14 protein-coding genes, 1 pseudogene and 1 CRISPR repeat array are annotated in these 20,398 nt (G+C 71.6%); of the genes and pseudogenes, 1 reads left to right on the forward strand and 14 read right to left on the reverse strand.

What is annotated here, in order from left to right; translation table 11 throughout:
• Positions 1 to 8 precede the first annotated feature (8 nt).
• The 13 genes from ACIRNI_RS29615 to ACIRNI_RS29675 all read right to left on the reverse strand — a co-directional run bounded on the left by ACIRNI_RS29615 (position 9) and on the right by ACIRNI_RS29675 (position 16,836).
• Positions 9 to 587 (reverse strand): hypothetical protein, encoded by a 579-nt coding sequence (locus ACIRNI_RS29615; protein ID WP_403556096.1) that lies wholly within the window; start codon positions 585 to 587, stop codon positions 9 to 11.
• A 23-nt stretch (positions 588 to 610) separates the two neighbouring features.
• The gene (locus tag ACIRNI_RS29620; RefSeq protein ID WP_403556098.1) at positions 611 to 868 is read right to left on the reverse strand and encodes an EF-hand domain-containing protein; all 258 of its coding nucleotides are present in this window, start codon (positions 866 to 868) and stop codon (positions 611 to 613) included.
• A 277-nt stretch (positions 869 to 1,145) separates the two neighbouring features.
• Positions 1,146 to 1,436, reverse strand: coding sequence for a barstar family protein (locus tag ACIRNI_RS29625; RefSeq protein ID WP_344364348.1), 291 nt, complete (start codon positions 1,434 to 1,436; stop codon positions 1,146 to 1,148).
• A gap of 5 nt (positions 1,437 to 1,441) precedes the next feature.
• Entirely contained in the window at positions 1,442 to 5,821 is a 4,380-nt protein-coding gene (locus tag ACIRNI_RS29630; RefSeq protein ID WP_403556100.1) for a polymorphic toxin-type HINT domain-containing protein, read from the reverse strand.
• A gap of 187 nt (positions 5,822 to 6,008) precedes the next feature.
• On the reverse strand, positions 6,009 to 7,118 hold the full coding sequence (locus tag ACIRNI_RS29635) for a hypothetical protein (RefSeq protein WP_403556102.1): 1,110 nt from the start codon (positions 7,116 to 7,118) through the stop codon (positions 6,009 to 6,011).
• A 144-nt stretch (positions 7,119 to 7,262) separates the two neighbouring features.
• On the reverse strand, positions 7,263 to 7,892 hold the full coding sequence (locus ACIRNI_RS29640) for an RICIN domain-containing protein (RefSeq protein ID WP_403556104.1): 630 nt from the start codon (positions 7,890 to 7,892) through the stop codon (positions 7,263 to 7,265).
• 33 nt (positions 7,893 to 7,925) lie between these two features.
• Positions 7,926 to 8,555, reverse strand: coding sequence for an RICIN domain-containing protein (locus tag ACIRNI_RS29645; RefSeq protein WP_403556106.1), 630 nt, complete (start codon positions 8,553 to 8,555; stop codon positions 7,926 to 7,928).
• Between the two features lie 89 nt (positions 8,556 to 8,644).
• The gene (locus ACIRNI_RS29650; RefSeq protein ID WP_403556108.1) at positions 8,645 to 10,216 is read right to left on the reverse strand and encodes an AbfB domain-containing protein; all 1,572 of its coding nucleotides are present in this window, start codon (positions 10,214 to 10,216) and stop codon (positions 8,645 to 8,647) included.
• A 523-nt stretch (positions 10,217 to 10,739) separates the two neighbouring features.
• Positions 10,740 to 12,170 (reverse strand): cellulose binding domain-containing protein, encoded by a 1,431-nt coding sequence (locus ACIRNI_RS29655; RefSeq protein WP_403556110.1) that lies wholly within the window; start codon positions 12,168 to 12,170, stop codon positions 10,740 to 10,742.
• Complete coding sequence (locus tag ACIRNI_RS29660; protein ID WP_403556112.1) at positions 12,167 to 13,681, reverse strand: beta-N-acetylhexosaminidase; 1,515 nt, start codon at positions 13,679 to 13,681, stop codon at positions 12,167 to 12,169. The genes ACIRNI_RS29655 and ACIRNI_RS29660 overlap by 4 nt, the downstream gene beginning before the upstream one ends.
• 8 nt (positions 13,682 to 13,689) lie before the next feature.
• Entirely contained in the window at positions 13,690 to 14,439 is a 750-nt protein-coding gene (locus ACIRNI_RS29665; protein ID WP_403556153.1) for a carbohydrate ABC transporter permease, read from the reverse strand.
• 98 nt (positions 14,440 to 14,537) lie between these two features.
• Positions 14,538 to 15,554 (reverse strand): carbohydrate ABC transporter permease, encoded by a 1,017-nt coding sequence (locus ACIRNI_RS29670; RefSeq protein ID WP_403556114.1) that lies wholly within the window; start codon positions 15,552 to 15,554, stop codon positions 14,538 to 14,540.
• 25 nt (positions 15,555 to 15,579) lie between these two features.
• On the reverse strand, positions 15,580 to 16,836 hold the full coding sequence (locus ACIRNI_RS29675; RefSeq protein ID WP_403556115.1) for an extracellular solute-binding protein: 1,257 nt from the start codon (positions 16,834 to 16,836) through the stop codon (positions 15,580 to 15,582).
• Between the two features lie 191 nt (positions 16,837 to 17,027).
• Here ACIRNI_RS29675 and ACIRNI_RS29680 point away from each other — a divergent pair, with 191 nt between their 5' ends.
• The gene (locus tag ACIRNI_RS29680; protein ID WP_403556117.1) at positions 17,028 to 17,855 is read left to right on the forward strand and encodes a GntR family transcriptional regulator; all 828 of its coding nucleotides are present in this window, start codon (positions 17,028 to 17,030) and stop codon (positions 17,853 to 17,855) included.
• Positions 17,856 to 17,945: 90 nt separating this feature from the next.
• Here the strand turns inward: ACIRNI_RS29680 and ACIRNI_RS29685 are convergent.
• Positions 17,946 to 18,107 (reverse strand): annotated as a pseudogene (locus ACIRNI_RS29685) (Loki-CTERM sorting domain-containing protein); the annotation flags it as partial.
• Between the two features lie 418 nt (positions 18,108 to 18,525).
• Positions 18,526 to 20,375: direct repeats of the CRISPR family, unit length 21 nt; unit sequence CACCCCCGCGTCGGCGGGGAG.
• The last annotated feature ends 23 nt before the right edge of the window (positions 20,376 to 20,398 follow it).

Raw genomic sequence — 20,398 nt, forward strand, 5'->3', positions numbered from 1 at the left:
CCCGAACTCTACCGCCGGTGATCCTCGCCTCGCAGGGAGCGTAGAAGAGCACGTGCGCCGTGGGAGACGTGCACGTCGGCGTCGACGATCAGGTCGGTGACGAAGTCGGGAAGACCGGCCCCGGCGAGGATCTGCCGGTACTGCTCGGCGGGCATGGCCGCGTAGGTGACCGGCCTGCCGGACTGCGCGGCGCTCTCGGCGGCCGGCTCCGGCAGCGACCAGGCGGTGTCACCGGTGAGGTCGTAGACCTTTCCGGCCTGGTCGTCGCGGGTGAGGACCACGGCGGCGGCGTCGGGGAGGGCCGCGCGGGTGGCGGAGGTGATCCGCCCCTGGCCCGCGCCGCCCGCGATGACGCCGCGTGCGACGGCGTCGTCCGGGCCGGTCGAGGAGACGAGCAGGAGCTCGTCGGCTCCGTCGAAGGCGGCCAGGAGGGTCTCGGGTCGCTCGTAGTCGGCGAGGCGGATTTCGACACCCCGGGCGGCGAGGTCTGCCGCCTTGGCGGGGCTGCGCACCGCCGCGGCGATCCGTCGGGCGGGCTGCTGAGGCAGTCCGCCGTCGTGCCGTATCGCGATCGGTTCCCTGTGCACACCCCTGAGGCGGTGGCCGGTCGTCAGCGCCAGCCGAAACGGCGGTCCACCACCGCCGCGAACTCCTCCAGCGTCAGAACCGTGTCCCCGTTCTGATCCGCGGTGTCGAACAGCGCGGAGGAGGCATCGGCGTCTCCCAGGCCCCAGAACGGCAGGACTCCCGCCGCGGCGAGGGACGGGCCCTTCGTCCGCAGCGCGGTGATCACCTCTTCACGGGTGAGCGTCCCGTCCCCGTCGAGGTCGAGCGCCGCGAAGAGCTCGCGGGCCTTGTCGCTGGTCACGCCTTCTGTGTCCCTTCCCCGTGCGGGCGGGCCGGTCCGCACGCTCATGGATCACAACGCCCCCCGGCCCCCGCCGGTTCCGCGGCCCCCTCGCGGGAAGCGGGCGCACGATGACGCACCGGGGCTTCAGCGGCGCCGGGCGGGCAGCCGTACGCCGGGGCCCTCGCGGGCCGGCTCGGTCACCGGCTTCCTCACGGATCGCGCGGCGCCGTGAACGACGCGAAGGCCCCGCCGGGGAAACCGGCGGGGCCTTCGTCCCATCCTCGTCGCGCGGAGGCTACTCGAACGCCACCGAGAAGCGCTTGGACGCGTCATTCGCCCGGTCCTGCTCCTGCACGCGCAGGAGGAGGTCCCGGATCTGGTCGAACGTGGCTTCGCCCAGTGCGGCTCTGCTGAGGCCCGCGTCCTTCCAGACGAGCTCCACCGGCCGCTCGACGTCCGTGGTCAGCCGGTCCCACAAGGCGCTCAGATTGGCCCCGTAATAGGGACCGAAATCCAGAGCCCGGGACAGAAACCCGTGGAGGTCGGACACGGTGCGGACGGCCGCACCCTCGATGACGACCCTCATGACCCTCACTTCCAGTTGGGGAGCAGGTGGAAGCTCTTGTAGTGGTCGAACGTCACATAGGCGAGTCCGTCGTCCGAGTAGACCAGCCGGGTACCCGGCTGCTTGGACCGCTTCATCGTGTTGGTGAGTCCGATGTCCGCTTCGTACCACGTCCTGCCAGGGTAGTCGGGCAGCAGCCCGTCCTCGTTCCGGAAGGGATCGCCGCCGATCTGGGCGTCCTTGAGGTGGTTGCCCAGGGCCTTGCCCTCCTCCCAGCCGGCTGCCTTGGCTTGGTCCTTGGTCACGTAGTGGCCGGGCAGCTTGCCCGTCTTCTGCAGGCTCTCGATCAGCTCGTTGGCCATTTCGGCGGTCTTGAGGGCCGCGCCGTAGAGCTTGCACGTGGAGTTGTGCGACAGGACCGGAGCGGTACCCGCCAGCACGTAGTACGTGTGCAGGTCGTCGACCGTCAGGTTGTGGACCCGCAGCGGCTGGTTCCAGGCACGCACGCCGACGAGTTCCCTCGTCGAGCCGTCGGGCGTACGCAGCAGGTCGCCGGCCACGAGGTCGCCGGCGTCCACCCAGTCGTGGCGGTTGACGACCCAGAAGGGGTGCCCGTCCGTGGCCGTGAGGGTGCCGGTGGCGTCGCCGGCCGCACCGTCGGTGTCGACGGTGAGCGTCCGCAGGGACTTCTGCCCCTCGCCGGTGATCAGGCGGGTGACGGCGCGCCCACCGGAGTCACCGGTGGTGGGGTCGGTCGCCAGGACCCGTTCCCCGACGCGTATGTCCTTGATCTGCTTGTACGTGCCGTCGGCCATCAGCACCCTGGTGGCCGGCGTGAAGCTGTTGCCGGGGTCCGGGCACGGCGGGTTCTTGCGGAACTTGTCGATCAGCTCCTGACTCTTGGAGATGAGCTTCTTCGCCGCCGCCGAGTTCTCCAGGAAGTCGTCGAGGCCTCCGACGATCTTGACGAGTGCCTTGGTGATCGCCGGCGTCGCCTTGATGACCTGAAGGGCCTTGCCCCAGGGAAGCGCGCCGACCACGGCCCAGAAGCAGCTCTCGAAGTTGCCCTCGGTGAAGCACTTCTTGATGTCCTCGAAGAGGAGGTCGACGATGATCTGGCCACCGTTCTCGACCAGGAAGTCGAGGATGTCCTTGTCCGCGAGGGCACGTGCCTTCTCGAAGTCCTCCGGCGAGATCCCGGCGGCCTTGAGCGCCTCGATCTCCCACGGGGTGAGCTTCGCGGTGCTGCCCTTCTGCTCGGCGGCCTTCGCCGCCGCCTCACGGGCCTTGCGATCCTGCTCGCGCTGGTACTCCTCGGCCTTCTTCGCCGCCTCGTCCGCCTCGCGGGCGTAGGTGTTGGCGTTCTTCGCCGCCGCCTCCGCCGACTTGGCGTGGCCCTCGGCGGACTCGGCGAACTTGTTCGCGTCGGCGGCGTCCTTCTCCGCCTGAGCGGCGGCACCCTGGGCGACGCTCGCCTCGTGCTCCGCCAGGTTCGCGGCGCTGTTGGCGGCCACCGCGTGGCTGTCGGCCTCGGCCGCGGCGCCCCGGGCACGGGCCGCCTCCGCCTCCGCCTGGTTGGCGGCGCTGCGGGCGGCCGTGGCGTCCGCGTACGCCGCGTTCGCGGCCGAGCGGGCGAGTTTCGCGTCGGCCTGTGCCTGCGCGTCCGCCTGGTTGGCCCGGGCCGCGGCCGCACGGGCCTTGGCGCCTTCCTCGGCGGCCTGCGCCGCCGACTTCATGGCCGCGGCGGCGGAGCGCGCGGCGTCCGCGGACGAACGCGCCGCATCCGCCGCCGCCTTGAACGCCGGGGCGACCTGGGCGTTCGCCCGCTTGGCCGCGGCTTCGGCGGCCTCGGCGGCCTTCACGGCCTCCGCGGCCTTCGCCTCGGCCGAGGCGACCTGCTCCGCACCCATCTCCTCCGCCGCGGCGGCGACCGCGGCGGCGAAGTCGGCGTCGACGTCCTTGCCGGCGAACGGCGCGGTCAGCGCGATGGCCGTATTGGCCGGCTCGGCGATGCCGGCGGCCGTGCTGCGGGCCGCGGCGGCCGCCGTGACGGCGATCGTGGACTGGACCCGCGCCATGGCCGCCTCGCGGACGGCGCCCTGGGCCTCGTCCTTGGTGCGGTTGGCGGCCTGGAGGGAGTTGTTCGCCTCCATGGCGGCGAGCCCGGCGAGACGGGCGGACTCGTGCGCGGCGATGCCGGCGCGGGCCTCCTGCGCCGTGGCCTCGGCGGCCTTCTGGTTGGCGCGCTGGGCGGCGGCGCGCGTGAGGGCGGCCTCGGCCTCCGCCTTGTTGGCGGCGGCGTTGGCGGCGGCGGCAGCGGCCTCGGCCTTGTTCGCCGCGGCGTTGGCCCGCGCGGCGTGGGCGGTGGCCTCGGCGGCGGCGGCCCGTGCGCGGGCGGCAGCGCCCGCGGCCTCCGTCGCGGCGGAGCGGGCACGTACGGCCGCGCCGCTCGCGGTGTCGGCGGCGCTCCGCGCCTGACCGGCCGCGGCGCCCGCCGTGTCGGCGTCGGCGCGGGCCGCGTCGGCGGCGGCGCGGGCGACACCCGCGTCGACGGTGCCGCGGCCCGCGGCGGCGAGTGCCTCGGTGGCCTTGGCGCGGGCCTCCTTGGCCTGGTGGTTCTGTTCCGCCTTGAAGGCGGCGTTGCGGGCGTTGCGGGCGTTGGTCTCCTCGGTCCGCGCCCGGCGGTCGGCCTCGGCCGCGACGCCGTCCTGGTGGGCGGCGTCCGCCCGCGCGGCGGCGGCCGTCGCGGCGGCCGCCTGTGCCTGGGCACGGGCGGCGGAGGCGGTACGGGCCTCGGCCTCGGCGCGCGCGCGTGCCGCCGCGGCGATGTCCCGCTCCCGCTCGGCCCGCGCCCGGGCGGCGGCGGCGAGGTCGCGCTCGCGTTCCGCGATCGCGCGCTGCTCGGCCGCGATCTTGGCCTGGCGCTGCGCCTCGACACGGGCGTCACGGGTCTTGCGGGCGTGCTCCCACGCCTCCCGCTCCGCCTGCTCGGCCGCCAGGCGTGCCGTCTTGGCACGCGCGGCGGCGGTCGCGGCGATCTTCGCCTGGGTCCCGGCGGCCGCGGCCAGCCGGGCCGCGGCCTTGGCGTGCTCCTCGGCGTTGGCGCGCCACGTGGCGGCCTGCTGCGCGTGCAGTTCGGCCTGGTTCTTGGCGTTGAGGCCGGCGGCGTCGGCGGCGGTGGCGTCCACCGCGTGCCGCGCGGTGGCGGCGGCCTTCGCGGCGGCGTCCGCCGCACCGGCGATGCCCGTGGCGACCTCGGACCACTGGGTGCCGTGCTCCAGGCCGGTCTCCACCAGCACGTCGGCCTGCACCTTGGCCTGGGCCGCGGCGACCTGCGCCGCCTTGGCGGCGTCCTCGGCGTACCCGACCTGACGTGACACCTCGGTCTTGACCGGGCTGTAGTCCGACAGGCGCTTGCCGGCCCGGTCGGCCGCCAGCATCCGGTCCGCCTCGCGTGCGGCCGCCGCTGCCGACGACATGGCGTTGGAGGCGTTCTTCAGCGCCTTGACGGCGTCGCCGTGCGCGGCGATCAGTTTGGTGCGGGCCTCGGCGGCGACGGCGGCCTTGCGGGCCAGTTCGCGCAGCTTCTCCGCGGCCTCCTGGGCCGCCTTCTGCGCCTTCTCGTGCGCGGCCCGATCGTCGGCGTCCTGCGTGGCCGCGACCTGGTAGCCCTTCTCCAGGAACTCCGCGATCACCGCGTCGTCCTTGGAGTCCAGCGCGGCCTGTGCGGCGCGCTTCACCGCGGGACCGCCCACCGATGCCAGCATCTCGACGCGCTTGCGGTTCTCCTCCGCCCGCTTCGCGGCGTTCTGCTTGTCCGCCTCGTCACGCTGCTTGGCGATGTCGGCGCCGAAGGCCAGGAAGTCGGCGCGGTCCTGCGCCGTGCCCTTCAGGACGCGCTCGACCTCGGAGTTGAAGAAGGAGCCGCCGGTGCCGCGCAGCGCCTCGATCTTCCGGCGGTTCTCCACGTCGGCGCCGGCGCGCTTGTCCTTGGCGCGCTGCCGTGCCTCGGCCTCCCCGTGCTGCAGGAAGTCGCGGATGGCGTTCGGGTCGGTGCTCGCCAGCGCCGCCTTCGCGGCCTCGCGGACCTCTTCCTCCTCGTCGAACTCGGCGAAGTCCTCGACCAGTTGCCGGTCCCGCTCGGCGCTGATCCGGTCGAGCTCGGACGTGGCGGCGGGTGCAGGCGCGGTGTCGCTCCGCGGCTTCACCGCTTCCGCCAGCCGGTCCAGCGACTGGAGCGTCCGCGTCAGCGACATCTGCTCGGTGCGTACGGAGGTCGCGGCGGCGGCCTCACCGGTGACGGTGCCGAGCACCGCCACGGCGATCGCCGCGGACACCGCCTTCCGTACGCGCGTGGCCACGCCGACGCGCAGCCTTCCGGCCCTGGGCCGGATTCTTCCCCTCACGGGAATCCCCCTAGACGAATGATCGAGAAAATCCCGCCCCGGTCATGGGCGGGTGGTCGTTGGCCGTGCGCGTCCGGCCGGCCCCGGGGCGCCCCGGGGCCGGCCGGAGTTCCGGGTTCAGCCCCGGTCACGGGCCGGCCGGTTCCCCGGCTCCGGCCCGGGCCACGGGCCTGCCGGACTTCCTGGTTCAGCCGCGGGCGCGGCTCTCACCGTCCTGGGCGCGGTCGAACATGGCCTTCCAGAACGCCGCCGCCTCGTCCGCCGAGGCCCGCTCCCCGGACCAGGCGGCCTCGTGAGGGTCGGCGGTGCCGGAGATCGCCTGCCAGAGGCGTTCGGCGGACTCGCGGGACAGCCGGGCGACGGTCCGCCAGTTCTCCGCCTGGGCGGCAGCGGCAGCCTGTTCGGCCTGCCAGGCGCGCCGCGCCGCATCGGCGTGCTCGGACACCGCCTGCCAGGCGCGCTCGGCCTCGGCGCGGGCGCGGGCGGCGTCCGCCGCGCCGGCCACGGCCGCCTCGGCCGCCGTCGCCTCCGCGATCAGGCGGGTCAGCGTGTGGTGGCGGACCGCCTCCGCGTCGGCCACCCGGGTGCGGTAGGCCGTCAGGTCCAAAGTGGCGCCGGTAGCCCAGCCGTAGCCGAAGAACTCCGCCACGTCCGCGTCGGTGGCACCGGGCCGCAGCGCCCACTGGGCCGCGACCCGCACCTGCTCCCCCGGGTCCTGCGCGCCGAGAGCGCGGACGAACTCGCGGTCGGCGGCGGCGACGTCCAGCCGCTGCTGCTCCCCGGCCTCGCGCGCGGCGCGGTCGCGGCGCTGCGCCTCGGCGTACCCGGAGGCGACGAACGCGGCCTGCTCGGCGACGCCGCCCTTGAGCGCCCGCGTCGCGGCGACCCGCACGTGCGGGGAGAACTCCGCCGTGTGGGTGGCGATCACCCGCTCGCAGAACGCCTTGTTGCGGGCGCGGGTGTCCCGGGCGCGCTGTTTCGCGGCGTCGAAGCCGCCGCCGGGAGCCAGCCACTCCAGGAGTGCCTGGTCCCCTCGGGAACTGCGCAGGGCGTTCCACGCCGAGGTCCGCACCTCGGCGGCCGGGTGGGTCTTCGCCATCGACGTCACCCGCTTGCGGGCCTCCGCGACGGCGGCGGCCAGTTCGGGCGACAGCGACAGCGACTGCTGCGGCAGGTCGGCCGGTACGGCGGTGACGGTGGCCGCCGCTTGCTGCGGTGCGGCGGCCGGGGTGGCGCCCGCCCACGCCGGTACGCCGCCCGCGAGGGCGATCGCGCCGGCCAGCGTGCCGACGGTCACCGCCCGCGCGCATCTCCACTGACGACTCAACTCAAGACCCCCTCGGGAATGAAGTACGGTTCACGGCCGCCGGGGCGGGACCGTGCGTACGGTCTCGCCCCGGCGCGACGTTCGACGCGCGTCCGTGCACGCCGTCCGGCCGGCTCACGCGACCGGCCGGACCTGCCACAACTGGGCGTCGGAGCGGTTGCAGGTGTAGAGCTGCGCGTCGATGCCGTTGTCCTGCTTGGCGCTGGGCACGTCGACGCACATTCCCTGGGCGTGCGCGGGCTGGAGCTCGTACAGCTTGCGCACGGGGTCGACCAGCATCATCCGCCAGCGCTGGTGTTCCCCCTGGCCGCAGGTGAACTGCTGGACGGCCGCGCCGTTCTTGACGCTCTGCCCCTGGATCTCGAGGCACTTGCCGCTCTTGACGTTGCGCAGCTCGAAGGTCGCGCTGCGCCCGGCGACGGCGCTCCACTTCTGGGAGTCGGTCGCGTTGCAGGGGTACTGCTGGGCGTTGACGCCGTCCGTGGCCTTGCCGCCCTCGATCTCGAGGCACTTGCCGCTGTGGGCGGCGGTGAAGGTGACGACCTGCTGGGCCATCTTGGAGCGGGCCATTGCCTCCGCGCGCGATGCGGCGACGACGATCGCCGTCTCGCGCGCCGCCTCGGCGGCGGCGCCGGAGGCGGTGGGCGTGCGGGGGTCACCGTCGGCCTGGACGGCGGTGGCCGTGCCGGCGAGGACGGCGACGGCCGCGCCCGCGGACAGGACGGCCCGGATGATCCGAGACATGTGAGGATCCGTTTCTCTCGCGTGTACGGGGGCTCAGGCGGCCGTGACGGGGTGGATGCGCCACTGCTGGGCGGCCGTGCCGTTGCAGGCCCACAGCCGCGCGATCGCGCCGTCAGCCTTGCTGGAGGACTCGACGTCCAGGCAGCGGTCCGTGCCGGCGGCGAGATGGGCGGGGCGCAACTCGTACAGCTCCTTGGCGATGTCGACCATGACCAGGCGCCAGCGCTGGTTGTCGGCCCCCACGCACCACCACTGCTGGACGGCCGTGCCGGTCTTGATGCCGGCGCCCTCCACGTCGAGGCACTTGCCGCTGTGCCCGAAGCGCAGCTCGAAGGTGCCGGCACCGGTGGGCACCATGTCGACGCGCTGGTTGACGGCGTCGTCGGCGCAGGCGGACTGGACGGTGTTGACGCCGTTGCGGAGGCTGGCACCGGGGATGGTGAGGCACTTGTCGCTGTGGACGGCCCTGAGCTGGACGGTCGAGGGCGTCGAGGCCGCGGCGGCGGCTCTGGCGTCACCGGCATTCACGGTGGCCGTGGACACGGTGGTGGCGGCGGGGGTCGGCTGGGGGCGCGCCTCGTCGGCGACGGCCACGGTCACGCCGCCGGCGAGCGCGGCGACACCGGCCACGACGGCCAGGGCGGATCGGACGATCCGGGACATGGGGTGCTTCCGTTCTTCTCAGGTCTGAAGGGGGAGGGCCCGGCGGGCGGATGGCCGGCGCGCGAGCGGGGTGACCACCGCCCGCGCGGTCAGCGCGCGAGCGGGGTGACGATCTTCCAGGAGGCGTCCTGGGCGAAGTCCTTCTCGACGTCGAAGCGGTTCTTGGCGGACTTGTTGGCCACGAAGAGGTCGCCGTAGTACTCGCGCAGGAAGCGGCCGGGCTGGCCGGCCGACTCGAAGGACGTGCCGGAGCCGCTCAACCCCTTCTTGGCGCACCAGGTGGCGTCCTTGCGGAACTGCGTGCTGTTGTCGCTCGCGGCCATCCTGACCCGGAGGTCCTTGTGCGTGAGGTAGTGGCCGAGCTTGCGGGAGGACTCGAAGGAGTAGCAGCCCGGGGAGCCGTTCAGGGCGGGGACGACGACCCAGGTGCCGTCCTCCCGGTCGGTCTGCTTGGAGCCCGAGGACAGCGGGGCGATGAACGCCTCCCCGGCGTCCGGCGTGGACTGCCGGACGTAGAAGCCCGCCGGCTTGCCGCTCGCAGGCTGGAACGACTGGCGCTTCGCCCGGTACTGGCTCTCCGCGGTGAGGAAGTTCGCGATGTCCTCGTCGGTGCCCGCCAGTGCCTTCTTCGCGGTGGCGACCAGGTGAGGGTTGACGCCGGTCTTCTCGGCGGCGGCCTGGATCTGGATGGCGAGGCGGCGGTTGGCGTCGGCGATCTGCTTGCGGCGCGCCTCGTCGTCCTTCTTGTACGCCTCTTCGGCGCCGGTGTGGATGAACTGCTTCCACACGGTCGGATCGGGGCTGAGCACCGCGCGCTGCGCCGTCGCGTACAGCTCGCTGCTCTTGGCGTCGGCGGGTGCGACGCGCAGCAGTTCGCGGATGAAGTTGTCGTCGCTGAGGACCAGCATGGCCTCGGACGGCGTGATGCGGAACAGTGCCGCCGCGTTGGTGCGGGCGGCGATCTCCTTGCGGCGCTCGGCCTCCGCGCGGTCCTTCTCCTCCAGCTCCTTGAGCTCGTTGGCCACGTCCCGCTGGTGGGCCTCGCGGGCGCCGTTGGTGATGAACTCCTGCCAGGCGGCGGCGTCTCCGGCCAGGGCCGTCGCGGCGGCGGCACGGACCTCGGGACCGGCGGCCTCGTGGCGCATCACGGCGCGGATGAAGTTGTCGTCACTCAGGTCGAGCAGATCGGGGCTGTTCGGGATGCCGATGGCGATCAGCGCCTGGGACTTGGCGAGCCGGGCGGCGCGGGCGGCGTCGGCCTTGTCCTTCTCGCGCTGCTTGTCGACCGCGTACGCCTCGTGGATGCCGGTGACGATGAACCGGACGTGGTCCTCGGCCGTCTCGCTCATCATGGCGGCCTCGGCGGCCTGGCGCACCGCGTCGAGGGGCTCCCCGCCGTCGCGGGCCTTCTGCCAGAGGGCGTGGATGAAGTCGTGGTCGCTGAGCAGCAGTACGTCCGGGCTCGGCTCGAGGCGCACCACGGCGGCCGCGTCGACGCGCTGTGTGTCGGTGGTGCCGATGCCGGCCGCCGCGGCCGGCGGGGCTGCGACGGCGGCATGCGGCGCGGCGACGGCAGTGACGGAGGCGAGCGCGGTGACGGTGACGAGTCCGCGGGTGACGGCTCTCCGCACACGGACGGAGTTCGTGTTGCTGTTCTTCATTCTGGTTCTGGTCCCCCTGCTAGGTCCCGCACGCGGTTCCCGAACGCGTGCCAGGTGGTCGGGGCGCAGTCTTGGAGATCACCCGGGGGGAGTCAAAGTGGAATTGACAGCTCCTGTCCGATCACCCGCCGGTATGGCTGCTTAATGTGCCACTTGACGCCAATTTTTGACTGAAAGGCGACTTGTGTAGACCGGCTCAGAACTCGCGGGTAACACGGAATGTGCTGTTCCATTTGGTGTGCCACCAGGGAGTACGACCACGCGCGGCACGCACCGAACGGTTCTGTCCCAAGCGGCATACGGCTCGACCCGCTCCGCCGCCCGGCCGGATTGCGTCGGTCCGCATGAGTGCGGGACATGTGAGGAAAAAATGTGGGCCGGTACACATCAACAAACGCACCCTTGCTGATGCCTTATCATTCGCCGCCCACGCCCCCCTCTGGCCAGATGCGCGGCGTCGCGGCGGGTCGGCCTCGCAGGCGTGGCGGGCGGACGCACAGGCGGCGTCCGCCCGCCGCGGGTGTCACTGACTTGCGGGCACCGTGTCCTCGAAGGTGGTGCCCGCCGCCCGGTAGGCGGCGATCTTCGTGGCGACCTGGGCCGGAGTCAGCACCTGGTCCTTGACGTGCAGCACGTAGTCGACTTTCTGGTCGTAGGCGCGCGGAGTGGTGCTGGTCTGGCCCGCCAGGTCGATGAGCCATTGGTTGAAGTTGATGGACATCGGCCGTTCGGGCAGGTAGCGGGCGTCATGACGGCCGAACTCCTGGCCGTCGACGTAGTAGGTGATGCTGCCGTCGTCGATGGTGACGACGAGGTCGTGCCAGCCGGCATAGCTGGTGCGTGACGCCGTGTGCTGGTTGACGGCCTCCCAGGGGTCGGGCCGGTAGGTCTCCCACGAGGTGGCGTAGAGGATGTTGGAGGGCTCGCCCCAGCCGCCGTTGGGCAGGTACTCGAAGTCGTACTCGGCGTAATCGTCCGCCATCGGGGCCTTGAGGTCGTTGATGGTGAAGAACGTCTGCACGACGCGGTCGCCGTCGGGACCCGACTTCGGCGCATCGGAGAACCGCACCCGGGCCGCGTAGGTCCCGTTCTTGAACTTCATCGCCTTGGTGAGGACTTCGGTGTGCTTCGTGGACTCGGGCGTGCCGGCTGTCGAGGTCTCCAGGTTCATGATCGAGTTGGTCCCCTCCTTGGCGAAGGTGACGTTCTGCGCCGCCCAGGTCGCGCCCGGCACCCCCGGCCCGCCCGCGTTGGACCGCACGCTCCAGCCGTGGGCGCCGATCGCCGGGTCGGTGTGCGAGGTGTAGTTGAAGTCGTCGAAGAGCGTGGCGCCCCCGGTCGGCGGATCGGTCGGGTCCGGACCGGGCCCCGGGTCGCTACCCGCGGGCGCCGTCCCCCACACCGTCGTACCGCCGACACTGGCGGTGACCTTGGACCAGTTGCCGTACGACGTTTGGGTCGGCCCGAAGGAGTAGTCGTCGTTCTGGTTCAGCGGCTGCCAGTTGGAGCGGTGGAAGCGCAGCTGCATGTCGCCGGTGTCCGCGCCGGGCGCGAGGGTGCCGGCACCGGCGGTGAAACCGATCTCCAGGTAGCGGTCGGCGGTGGCGGTCGGCCGGGCCAGGGTGCCGAAGGTGCCCGTGATGTTCCCGCAGCCCTTGACCGCCCAGGAGCAGGCGAAGGTGTACGAGGCGCCGGCGTCGGCCTTGAAGTAGTACCGGATCTTGACCTGACTGAGGGAGACCGGCGAGGTGCCGGTGTTGACCGCCTTGAACCAGGGCTCGGCCTGGTCGCTGCCGGTGGCGCTCTGCCGGTACTGGACTGTCAGTGACTCGCCGGCGGCGGCAGCGGGCGCCGCCGACAGGGTGGCGCAGCCGACGCCGGCCACGAGGGCGGCGGCCAGGGCCGCGTGTATCCGTGTGGTGCGTGCTTTTCTGCTCGTGCTGAAGCTGGTCACCTGGTGGTCCTTTCAGGACGAAGGATCGCGGAGGGGCGACTCGGTACTCCGAGAGCGTCGAGCCGGGTTCGGTGGTGGTGCAGCCGTGCCTGGAATCCGGGCCAGTCGCGGCCGCCGGACCAGGCGGTGTCGGCCAGCGCGCACAGCCGGGGGAAGACGAGGTACTCGGCGTGCGCCTCGGTGGGGACGTACTCGGTCCACAGCTGCGCCTGGGTGCCGAGCACCCGTGCGGCGGCCGCGGCCCCCCAGTGGGCGGGTGCGGGTTCGGTGGCGTACACGGTCGGCAGGTCGACCGTGTCGCCGGGCTGGCCGGGCGGTTCGTCGGGGTGGGCGGACTGCGGGTAGTCGAGGTACGTGGAGCGGTGCGGCGCCATGATCACGGGTTGGCCGCGGGAGGCCGCAGCCAGCCCGTGTTCCTCGTCGCGCCAGGCCACGACGGCGAAGGACTCCGGCAGGTCCCGGCCGGTGTCGGTCCACCCCAGCGGCCGCCTGCCGCGCGCGGTCACGACGTTCCCGATGTGCTCCATGAACCACCCGTGGAGTGCGTCGGGGCCGTCCAGCCCTTCCTCGGCCACGCGCCGCAGGGCGGTGGGTGAGCGGTGCCATTCGGTGGTCGGGCACTCGTCGCCACCGACGTGGATGTAGGGCGAGGGGAAGAGGTCCATGACCTCGTCCAGTACGGTGCGGCAGAAAACGAGGACGTCGTCGGTGACGCCGAAGATGGTGTCGGACACCCCCCAGCCCTGCCACACGTCCAGTCGCCGCTCGGGGAAGTTGCCGAGGTGGGGGTAGGCGGCCAGGGCGGCACGCGCGTGGCCCGGCATCTCGATCTCCGGTACGACGGTGACGCCCCGGTCGGCGGCGTACGCCACCAGATCGCGCAACTCCTCGCGGCTGTACGCGCCGCCGTGCGGCACCCCTGCGACCTCCGTGAGCCTGGGGTACGCCGCGACGGGCATCCGCCAGCCCTGGTCGTCCGTCATGTGAAGGTGCAGCACGTTGAGCTTGTGCAGGGCGAGCAGGTCGGTGAAGCGCCGCAGGAAGGAGACGGGCCGGAAGCGGCGGGCCACGTCGAGCATCGCACCGCGCCAGGCGTACCGGGGCACATCCGTGATCTCGACGCCGGGGACGGACCACCGCACCCCGCGTACCGGTTCCGACCGGAGGGCGGCGACGGGCAGGAGTTGCCGGATGGTCTGGACACCGTGGCGCAGCCCGGCGGCGTCCGCGGCGCGGAGCAGCACCGTTTCGCCGGTGACGCTCAGGCCGTAGCCTTCCGCGCCGAGGCCGGTGAGGCCGGGGTCGAGGACGAGGACGATCCGGCCGTCCGGGGCGAGGGGCAGTGGCAGACCGGTCGCGGGGGCCAGCAGGGTGCGCAGGAGGGCAGCCGCGGGCGCGGCGCCTGGGGTGACGCGGATCGTCGTCGTGTCGTCGAGCGTGAAAGCCCCGGCGGTCCGGCTGAGTTTCGAGGGGTTGGGGACGAGCCCGGGGTCTGTGGCCGGTGGGAGCACGGTGCCTCCTATGCCTTGACCGCGCCACCGGTCAAGCCGGTGGCGACCCGGCGCTGGAGCACCAGGAAGAGGATGAGGACGGGCAGCGCGAAGAGCGTGGAGGCCGCCATGGTGGCCCCCCAGTCGGTGCCGAAGACGTTCGAGAACGAGGAGAGCCAGACCGGGAGGGTGCGGTCGTCCTGGTTCTTGATGATCAGCATGTTGGCGAAGGCGAATTCGTTCCAGGCGGTGATGAACCCGAAGAGCGAGGTGGCGAGCAGGCCGGGCGCGAGGAGGGGGAACGTGACCCTGCGGAACGCCGCCGCACGGGTGCAGCCGTCCACCTGGGCGGCTTCCTCCAGTTCCTTGGGTATCGCGGTGAGGAAGCTTCGCAGGGTGACGATGGTGAACGGCAGGGTGATCATGAAGTAGACGAAGGTGAGGGTGGCGAGCCGGTCGAGCATGCCGGTGTCGCGTGCGATGACGTACATCGGAATGAGAAGCGCCTCCCAGGGCGCGACCTGTGCGATGAACACCATCAGGACGAAGCCGCGGCGGCCTTTCCAGCGCAGCCGCGCCACCGCGAAGGCCGCGCCGAGGGCGACCGCGAGGGCCAGCAGCACACAACCGGCGGTGACGATGAGGCTGTTGCGCCAGAACGACCAGAACCCGTCGGCGTTCACCGCTGCGGAGAAGTGCTCCAACGTCACCGAGGTGGGCAGGAAGACGGGCGTCTCGGCCTGGATGTCGGGGGTGGGCTTGAAGGCGGTGAGGACCATCCAGTACACGGGAAAGACGCAGAGGACGAAGACGACCAGCGCGCCCGCGTTCAGGGGTAACCGCCGCAGTGTGCCGGACGTGGATGCGGGGACGGGGCTCACAGCTCGGCCTCCTGCCGGAACATCTGACGGAAGTGGAGGATCAGGACGGCGATCAGGATGAGTACGGTGAGGGTGGCCGCGGCGGCTCCGAGGTCGTAACGGTGAAGCGACCTGGCCACCTGGTAGGCGTAGACCGGCAGGGTGGTGGTCGCTCCACCGGGCCCGCCCCCGGTGACGGCCCAGATCTGGGCGAAGCACCGGAAGACCCAGATGACTTCGAGGCTCAGGAGGAGTCCGAAGACCGGTCTGAGGAGCGGCAGGGTGATCGAGCGGAAGACGCGCCAGCCACCGGCGCCGTCGATGCGGGCCGACTCGAAGAGCTCGGCGGGAACCGTGGTCAGTGCGGAGTGCAGGGTGATGGCGACGAACGGCACAGACTGCCACACGACGAGCAATACCAGGACGGTGAAGGCCGCCGGGCCGTGCGCCAGCCAGGAGTAGTCCTGGAAGGAGTCGAACCCCAGGCGGACCAGCAGCCAGTTGACCACTCCCAGGCGGGAGGAGAAGAGCCACTGGAAGACGGTGGTCGTGGCGATGACGGGGCTGGCCCAGGCGAGCACCAGTCCGCTGAGGAGCAGGGTCCGCATGCGCTTGCCCAACCGCTGGAGCATCAGCGCGACGCCCGTGCCGATGACCATGATGAGGACGACGTTGATCCCGGTCCACCACATGGTGCGCCGGGCGACCTGCCAGAACTCGCCGTCGCGCAGGATCTCCTGGTAGTTCTCCACGCCGGCGAAGTCCGCGCCGCCCCGTATCAGTTCGGCCATCCCGTAGTGCTGGAGGGAGATCAGCAGATTGCGGACGAGGGGGTAGGCGAGCAGGAGGGTGATGCCGACGACCGTGGGTGCGATGAGCAGGTAGGGCCACAGGGTGTCGGGAACGGCGCGGCGGCGTCCGGCCGACGAGGGAGCCGGTGCCGCCTCCGATGCCGGGGCGGGCGCGGAAGCAGGAGCTGTCGCTTCCGCGATCGGGCCGGCTGCCGCGCCTGGGCGGGGGGCGGGGCGCGTCATGCTCTCTTCCCCGACCGGGTCCCGCTCATGAGTTGAGCGTCCTGCTGATGGCGTCGGAGGCGTCCTTCGCGGCCTTCCTCGGGTCGCTTCCGGTCAACACGGCGGTCATGTACTCCTTGATCGGGTTCGTGGCCTCGACGGCGGCCCACTGCGGTGAGTTGGGAGTCGCGCGCCCTCGCGCGGCCGCCGCGGCCATGGCGGCGGTGCCCTCGTCGTCCTCCAAGGCGTCGGCCAGTGACGTCCGGTTGGGTACGTAGCTCATGGTCTTGGCCAGATCCCTCTGCCACTTCTCCCCGGTGAGCGACTTGACCAGTTGGTAGGCCGCGTCGGGGTGGGCAGAGGCGGCGGGAATGATCAGATCCGAACCGCCGGTGAAGGTGGCTCCCGGTCTTCCCGCCGTGCGGCCGGGGATCGGGAAGAAGCCGAGCTTGCCCGCGAGGGCCGGGTTGGCCTGCTCGACGATCCTGGCGCCGCCGGGAACGGCGATGATCTGGGCCACGTCCCCCTTGGCGAATACGTCGGCCTGCGGCGGCTTGGCCTCGTCGGAATCCTTGGGGCCCTTGCCCAGCGCCTGGAGCCGCTTGTAGAAATCCATGCCCCGGAGAGCCTCCGGGCTGTCGAGCGAACCCTTCCACCGGTCACCGTTCTCCTCGGCGAGCTCTCCCCCCTCCTCCCAGACGAAGCCGGTGAGGGTGTACCAGTTCTGACCGGGAAGATAGATGCCCTGCGTCGTACCGCGGTTGAGCTTTTCGGTGATCCGCAGCCACTCGTCGCGGGTCCTGGGCGGGGAGGTGATCCCGGCCTTCTTGAAGAGGTCCTTGTTGTAGATCACGACGCGGTTGGCCGCGTACCAGGGGATGCCGTACTGCTTGCCGTCGATCCTCCCCGGTTCGGCGAGGCCGGGGAGCCAGTCATCGCCCCGCAACTCCCCGACCTTGTCGCTCAGGTCGAGGACGCCGCCGCTCTGCGCGTACTGAGCGACCTGGGTATTCCCCACCTCGATCACGTCCGGGGAGTCCTTGCTCGCGAGCGCGGCGGTGATCTTCTCGCCGATTCCGTCCCACTCCTGTATCTGGATGTCCAGGACGGTGTCCTTGTGCTGCCGCTCGAAGTCCTTCTCAAATCGCTGGAGATACGCGTCGGAGACGCTCTCCTTCATGATCCATACGGTCAGCGTGTCGGGGCCGGCCGCCTGGCCGGAGCCGGACGAGGGGGCACTGCAGGCGGCGAGGGCACAAGTGGCCGCGAGTGCCGCGGCAGGGGAGATGAAGCGGATCTTCACTGGATTCACCTCGAGGGATAGTTGACCAGTTGGTCAACTGGACAACGATGTGGCTCGAAGGTGGCATGGACCAATGGGAGCGTCAACCCCCGGGGAACAAGGCTTTCTCGGTGGGTGAGAAGTCGGTGAACACCTAGACTGCCGTTTACCACCAGACCAGTTGTGAGTAGCGAGGCAGAGAGGTCGGAGTCATGGAGAGCAACTCCTCACGTGCCGTACTCAAGCGGGAGCGGGTCCGGGAGTTTCTCCTCGGCCTGATCGAGGTACGCCGACCCGGTGACGCCATCCCCTCGGAACGCGCGCTCAGCGCCCAACTGGGCGTCTCCCGGCCCACCCTGCGCGCCGCCGTCGACGAACTGGTCGCCACCGGCCAGCTCGTACGCGAACACGGCCGCGGCATGTTCGTCGCCCCCGCCAAGATCACCCAGGAACTCGTCTCCGACGACGCCGCCTTCGCCGTGCCCAGGGCCGCGGGCGCCTGGTCCAGCAGGCTGCTGAGGCTCGACACCATCCGTGCGGGCGCCCGCATCGGCCGCAAGCTGCGCATCTCCCCGGCCGCCGAGGTGGTCTACATCGCCCGGCTACGGCTGGTCGACGGAACACCGATCGCCATAGAGCACCTGCACATCCCCGCCGACCTGGCCCCCTCCCTCACTCCGCAGGAGCTGGAGGCAGGAGACCTCTACGACCACCTGCGCGAGCACCACCAGGTCCACGTCGACCAGGCGGTGCAGTCCATCGAGCCGACCGTCGTCAACGAGGCCGAAGCCGGCGTGCTCGACGTTCCGGTTCTCTCACCCGCCCTGCTGATCGAGCGCCTGACCACCGACACCGCCGGCCACCCGGTCGAGTACGTCCACTCGGTCTACCGCGGCGACCGCTACCGCATCGTCTCCCGGCTCGCCCTGGGCGTCACCGCCCCGCGCCCACGCCCCGAGAGTCACCACCCGGGCATTCCACCGGGCGACTTCGCGCACGGGGACATCATCACTTCGTCGACGACGGGGGACGCGCGCTGACCGGGCCGGCCACCGGATCTCCATGCGCAGTGGCCGGGATCGCTGATCCCGGCCATGTGGTGAATCTCGGTCACCTGTTGTGGTCGACGTCTACAGCCAGTCCCGCCGCTTGAAGATGAAGTACAGGCTCGAACACACCACTGCCATCAGCAGGATCGCGAACGGATACCCGTACACCCAGTGCAGCTCCGGCATGTGGTCGAAGTTCATGCCGTAGATGGTCCCGACCAGCGTCGGGGCGAACAGGATGGCGGTGGGAAAGCTGCCGGAGAAGCGCTCTGACCTGCGCTGACGTCTCTTTCGGCTGCTTTCACCGTCGTGCCGCTTTACGCGACCGATTCTCCCCAGCCGCTCCCCGGTGGGGCTTCATTCTCCCCAGATTCTCCCCAGGGGTAGTCGTCCCGCGCGAGAGCCGTCTTCGCAGGCCAGGGGTCGGAGTGCTGAGGCGGGGCGGCTACGCAGCGTGTGGGAGACGTGGCGCACGACTGCCCATGCGGTACCCACATCCGTCGCCGAGTTTTCGGGCGCTTCGGCCGTACCTCCGGAGCCACATCTGGGTCCGTTATATGTCTTAAGACGGGTGTATCAGGTCCACGTCCGTGACTGCGGGACACCGGCGTCAGCGGAGAGCACACGCATCAGTGCGAAGAGCACTACCAGCTCGTCGGAACATCCTGGCGTCGGTGGGGAGGACTTGAACCACGCGGCGGGCATCGGCGGAAGGTCCGGAACACCCCCGCGTCGGCGGGGAGGACCCGACCACGCAAGATCATGTTATTTAGGGTGCAGGACCACCCCCGCGTCGGCGGGGAGCACATGTACGGCGGCCGGATCCTGGCCGGGCACAACAGAGCACCCCCGCGTCGGCGGGGAGCACGGCCCGGGTACCGGGCTCGGGGTGCCGCCGGGCGGAACACCCCTGCGTCGGCGGGGAGGACTGCCGCAAGTCCGCGACGATCGCGCGAGCGGCGGAACACCCCCGCGTCGGCGGGGAGGACCGGGACAAGGTCGTCATCGAGCTGAGGTCCTACGGAACAACCCCGCGTCAGCGGGGAGGACCTGTCCCAGACCGCATTCCACGCCTCATTCACCGGAACACCCCCGCGTCGGCGGGGAGGACGAGATCAGCGGCCCGTACGACACCGTGCTCGTCGGAACACCCCAGCGTCGGCGGGGAGGACGGACCTTCGGCAGGTGGGTCACTCGGTGTCTCCGGAACACCCCCGCGTCGGCGGGGAGGACGCACGCTGTACGGCCGGTCCACGTCTCGACGACGGAACATCCCCGCGTCGGCGGGGAGGACGGCCGGGCGGAACCCGCGCCCAGATGGCCAGCCGGAACACCCCCGCGTCGGCGGGGAGGACAACGTACGACTAGGGGAACTTGTAGTACGTGGCGGAACACCCCCGCGTCGGCAGGGAGGACCTGTCCCAGCTCGGCGACCTGCTCGGCAACATCGGAACACCCCCGCGTCGGCGGGGAGGACCGCCGGCAGCTTGCCGACCTCAGTGAAGGACACGGAACACCCCCGCGTCGGCGGGGAGGACAGCGTGACCATGCACCGCGTCTGACCCCACCACGGAACACCCCCGCGTCGGCGGGGAGGACATTCGACTGTTCGGGACTCGTCCAATACGTGATGTAACACCCCCGCGTCGGCGGGGAGGACTACTTGCGGACCGAGTCGGCGCCGTTGACCAGCGGAACACCCCCGCGTCGGCGGGGAGGACGGCCGCGGCTACCACCTCACCACGCTGATCGAAGGAACACCCCCGCGTCGGCGGGGAGGACCCGTTCCTGACGATCCGCCGGAGCGGCGCGGTCGGAACACCCCCGCGTCGGCGGGGAGGACCTGCTGATCCTGGCAGGCGTCGGCGGGACCGCCGGAACACCCCCGCGTCGGCGGGGAGGACGAGCGCATGGAGATGACCACCGACGGCAAGGGCGGAACACCCCCGCGTCGGCGGGGAGGACGTGCGCTTGCCGCGCCGGTAGCGGTCGACGGCCGGAACACCCCCGCATCGGCGGGGAGGACACGGTGTTGTGGAGCGAGTTCACTGCCGGCACGGGAACACCCCCGCATCGGCGGGGAGGACTCCGCCCCTCCAGGTGGTGACCCCACCCTGGTCGGAACACCCCCGCATCGGCGGGGAGGACGGCCGCACTTGGTGCCCGTACTGCAACGGACGCGGAACACCCCCGCATCGGCGGGGAGGACGGCCGCACTTGGTGCCCGTACTGCAACGGACGCGGAACACCCCCGCATCGGCGGGGAGGACTTGAACGTGGCCGCCTTCCACCCGCCACCGGTCGGAACACCCCCGCATCGGCGGGGAGGACCGCCATACCCCTTCGGCGTGCCGGTCCGCGTGCGGAACACCCCCGCATCGGCGGGGAGGACAGCTCGGCGGTGCGCACCCGTCGCGCAACCGGCGGAACACCCCCGCGTCGGCGGGGAGGACCGCCATACCCCTTCGGCGTGCCGGTCCGCGTGCGGAACACCCCCGCATCGGCGGGGAGGACAGCTCGGCGGTGCGCACCCG

It is taken from the genome of Streptomyces sp. NPDC093546 (assembly GCF_044765045.1).
GTDB lineage: Bacteria > Actinomycetota > Actinomycetes > Streptomycetales > Streptomycetaceae > Streptomyces.

Bases quoted from the DNA above. Each gene is read 5' to 3' on its own strand.
- ACIRNI_RS29625 (WP_344364348.1), bottom strand. From the start codon at position 1,436: ATGAGGGTCGTCATCGAGGGTGCGGCCGTCCGCACCGTGTCCGACCTC.
- ACIRNI_RS29640 (WP_403556104.1), bottom strand. From the start codon at position 7,892: ATGTCTCGGATCATCCGGGCCGTCCTGTCCGCGGGCGCGGCCGTCGCC.
- ACIRNI_RS29645 (WP_403556106.1), bottom strand. From the start codon at position 8,555: ATGTCCCGGATCGTCCGATCCGCCCTGGCCGTCGTGGCCGGTGTCGCC.
- ACIRNI_RS29650 (WP_403556108.1), bottom strand. From the start codon at position 10,216: ATGAAGAACAGCAACACGAACTCCGTCCGTGTGCGGAGAGCCGTCACC.
- ACIRNI_RS29665 (WP_403556153.1), bottom strand. From the start codon at position 14,439: ATGGTCCTCACCGCCTTCAAGCCCACCCCCGACATCCAGGCCGAGACG.
- ACIRNI_RS29670 (WP_403556114.1), bottom strand. From the start codon at position 15,554: ATGACGCGCCCCGCCCCCCGCCCAGGCGCGGCAGCCGGCCCGATCGCG.
- ACIRNI_RS29680 (WP_403556117.1), top strand. From the start codon at position 17,028: ATGGAGAGCAACTCCTCACGTGCCGTACTCAAGCGGGAGCGGGTCCGG.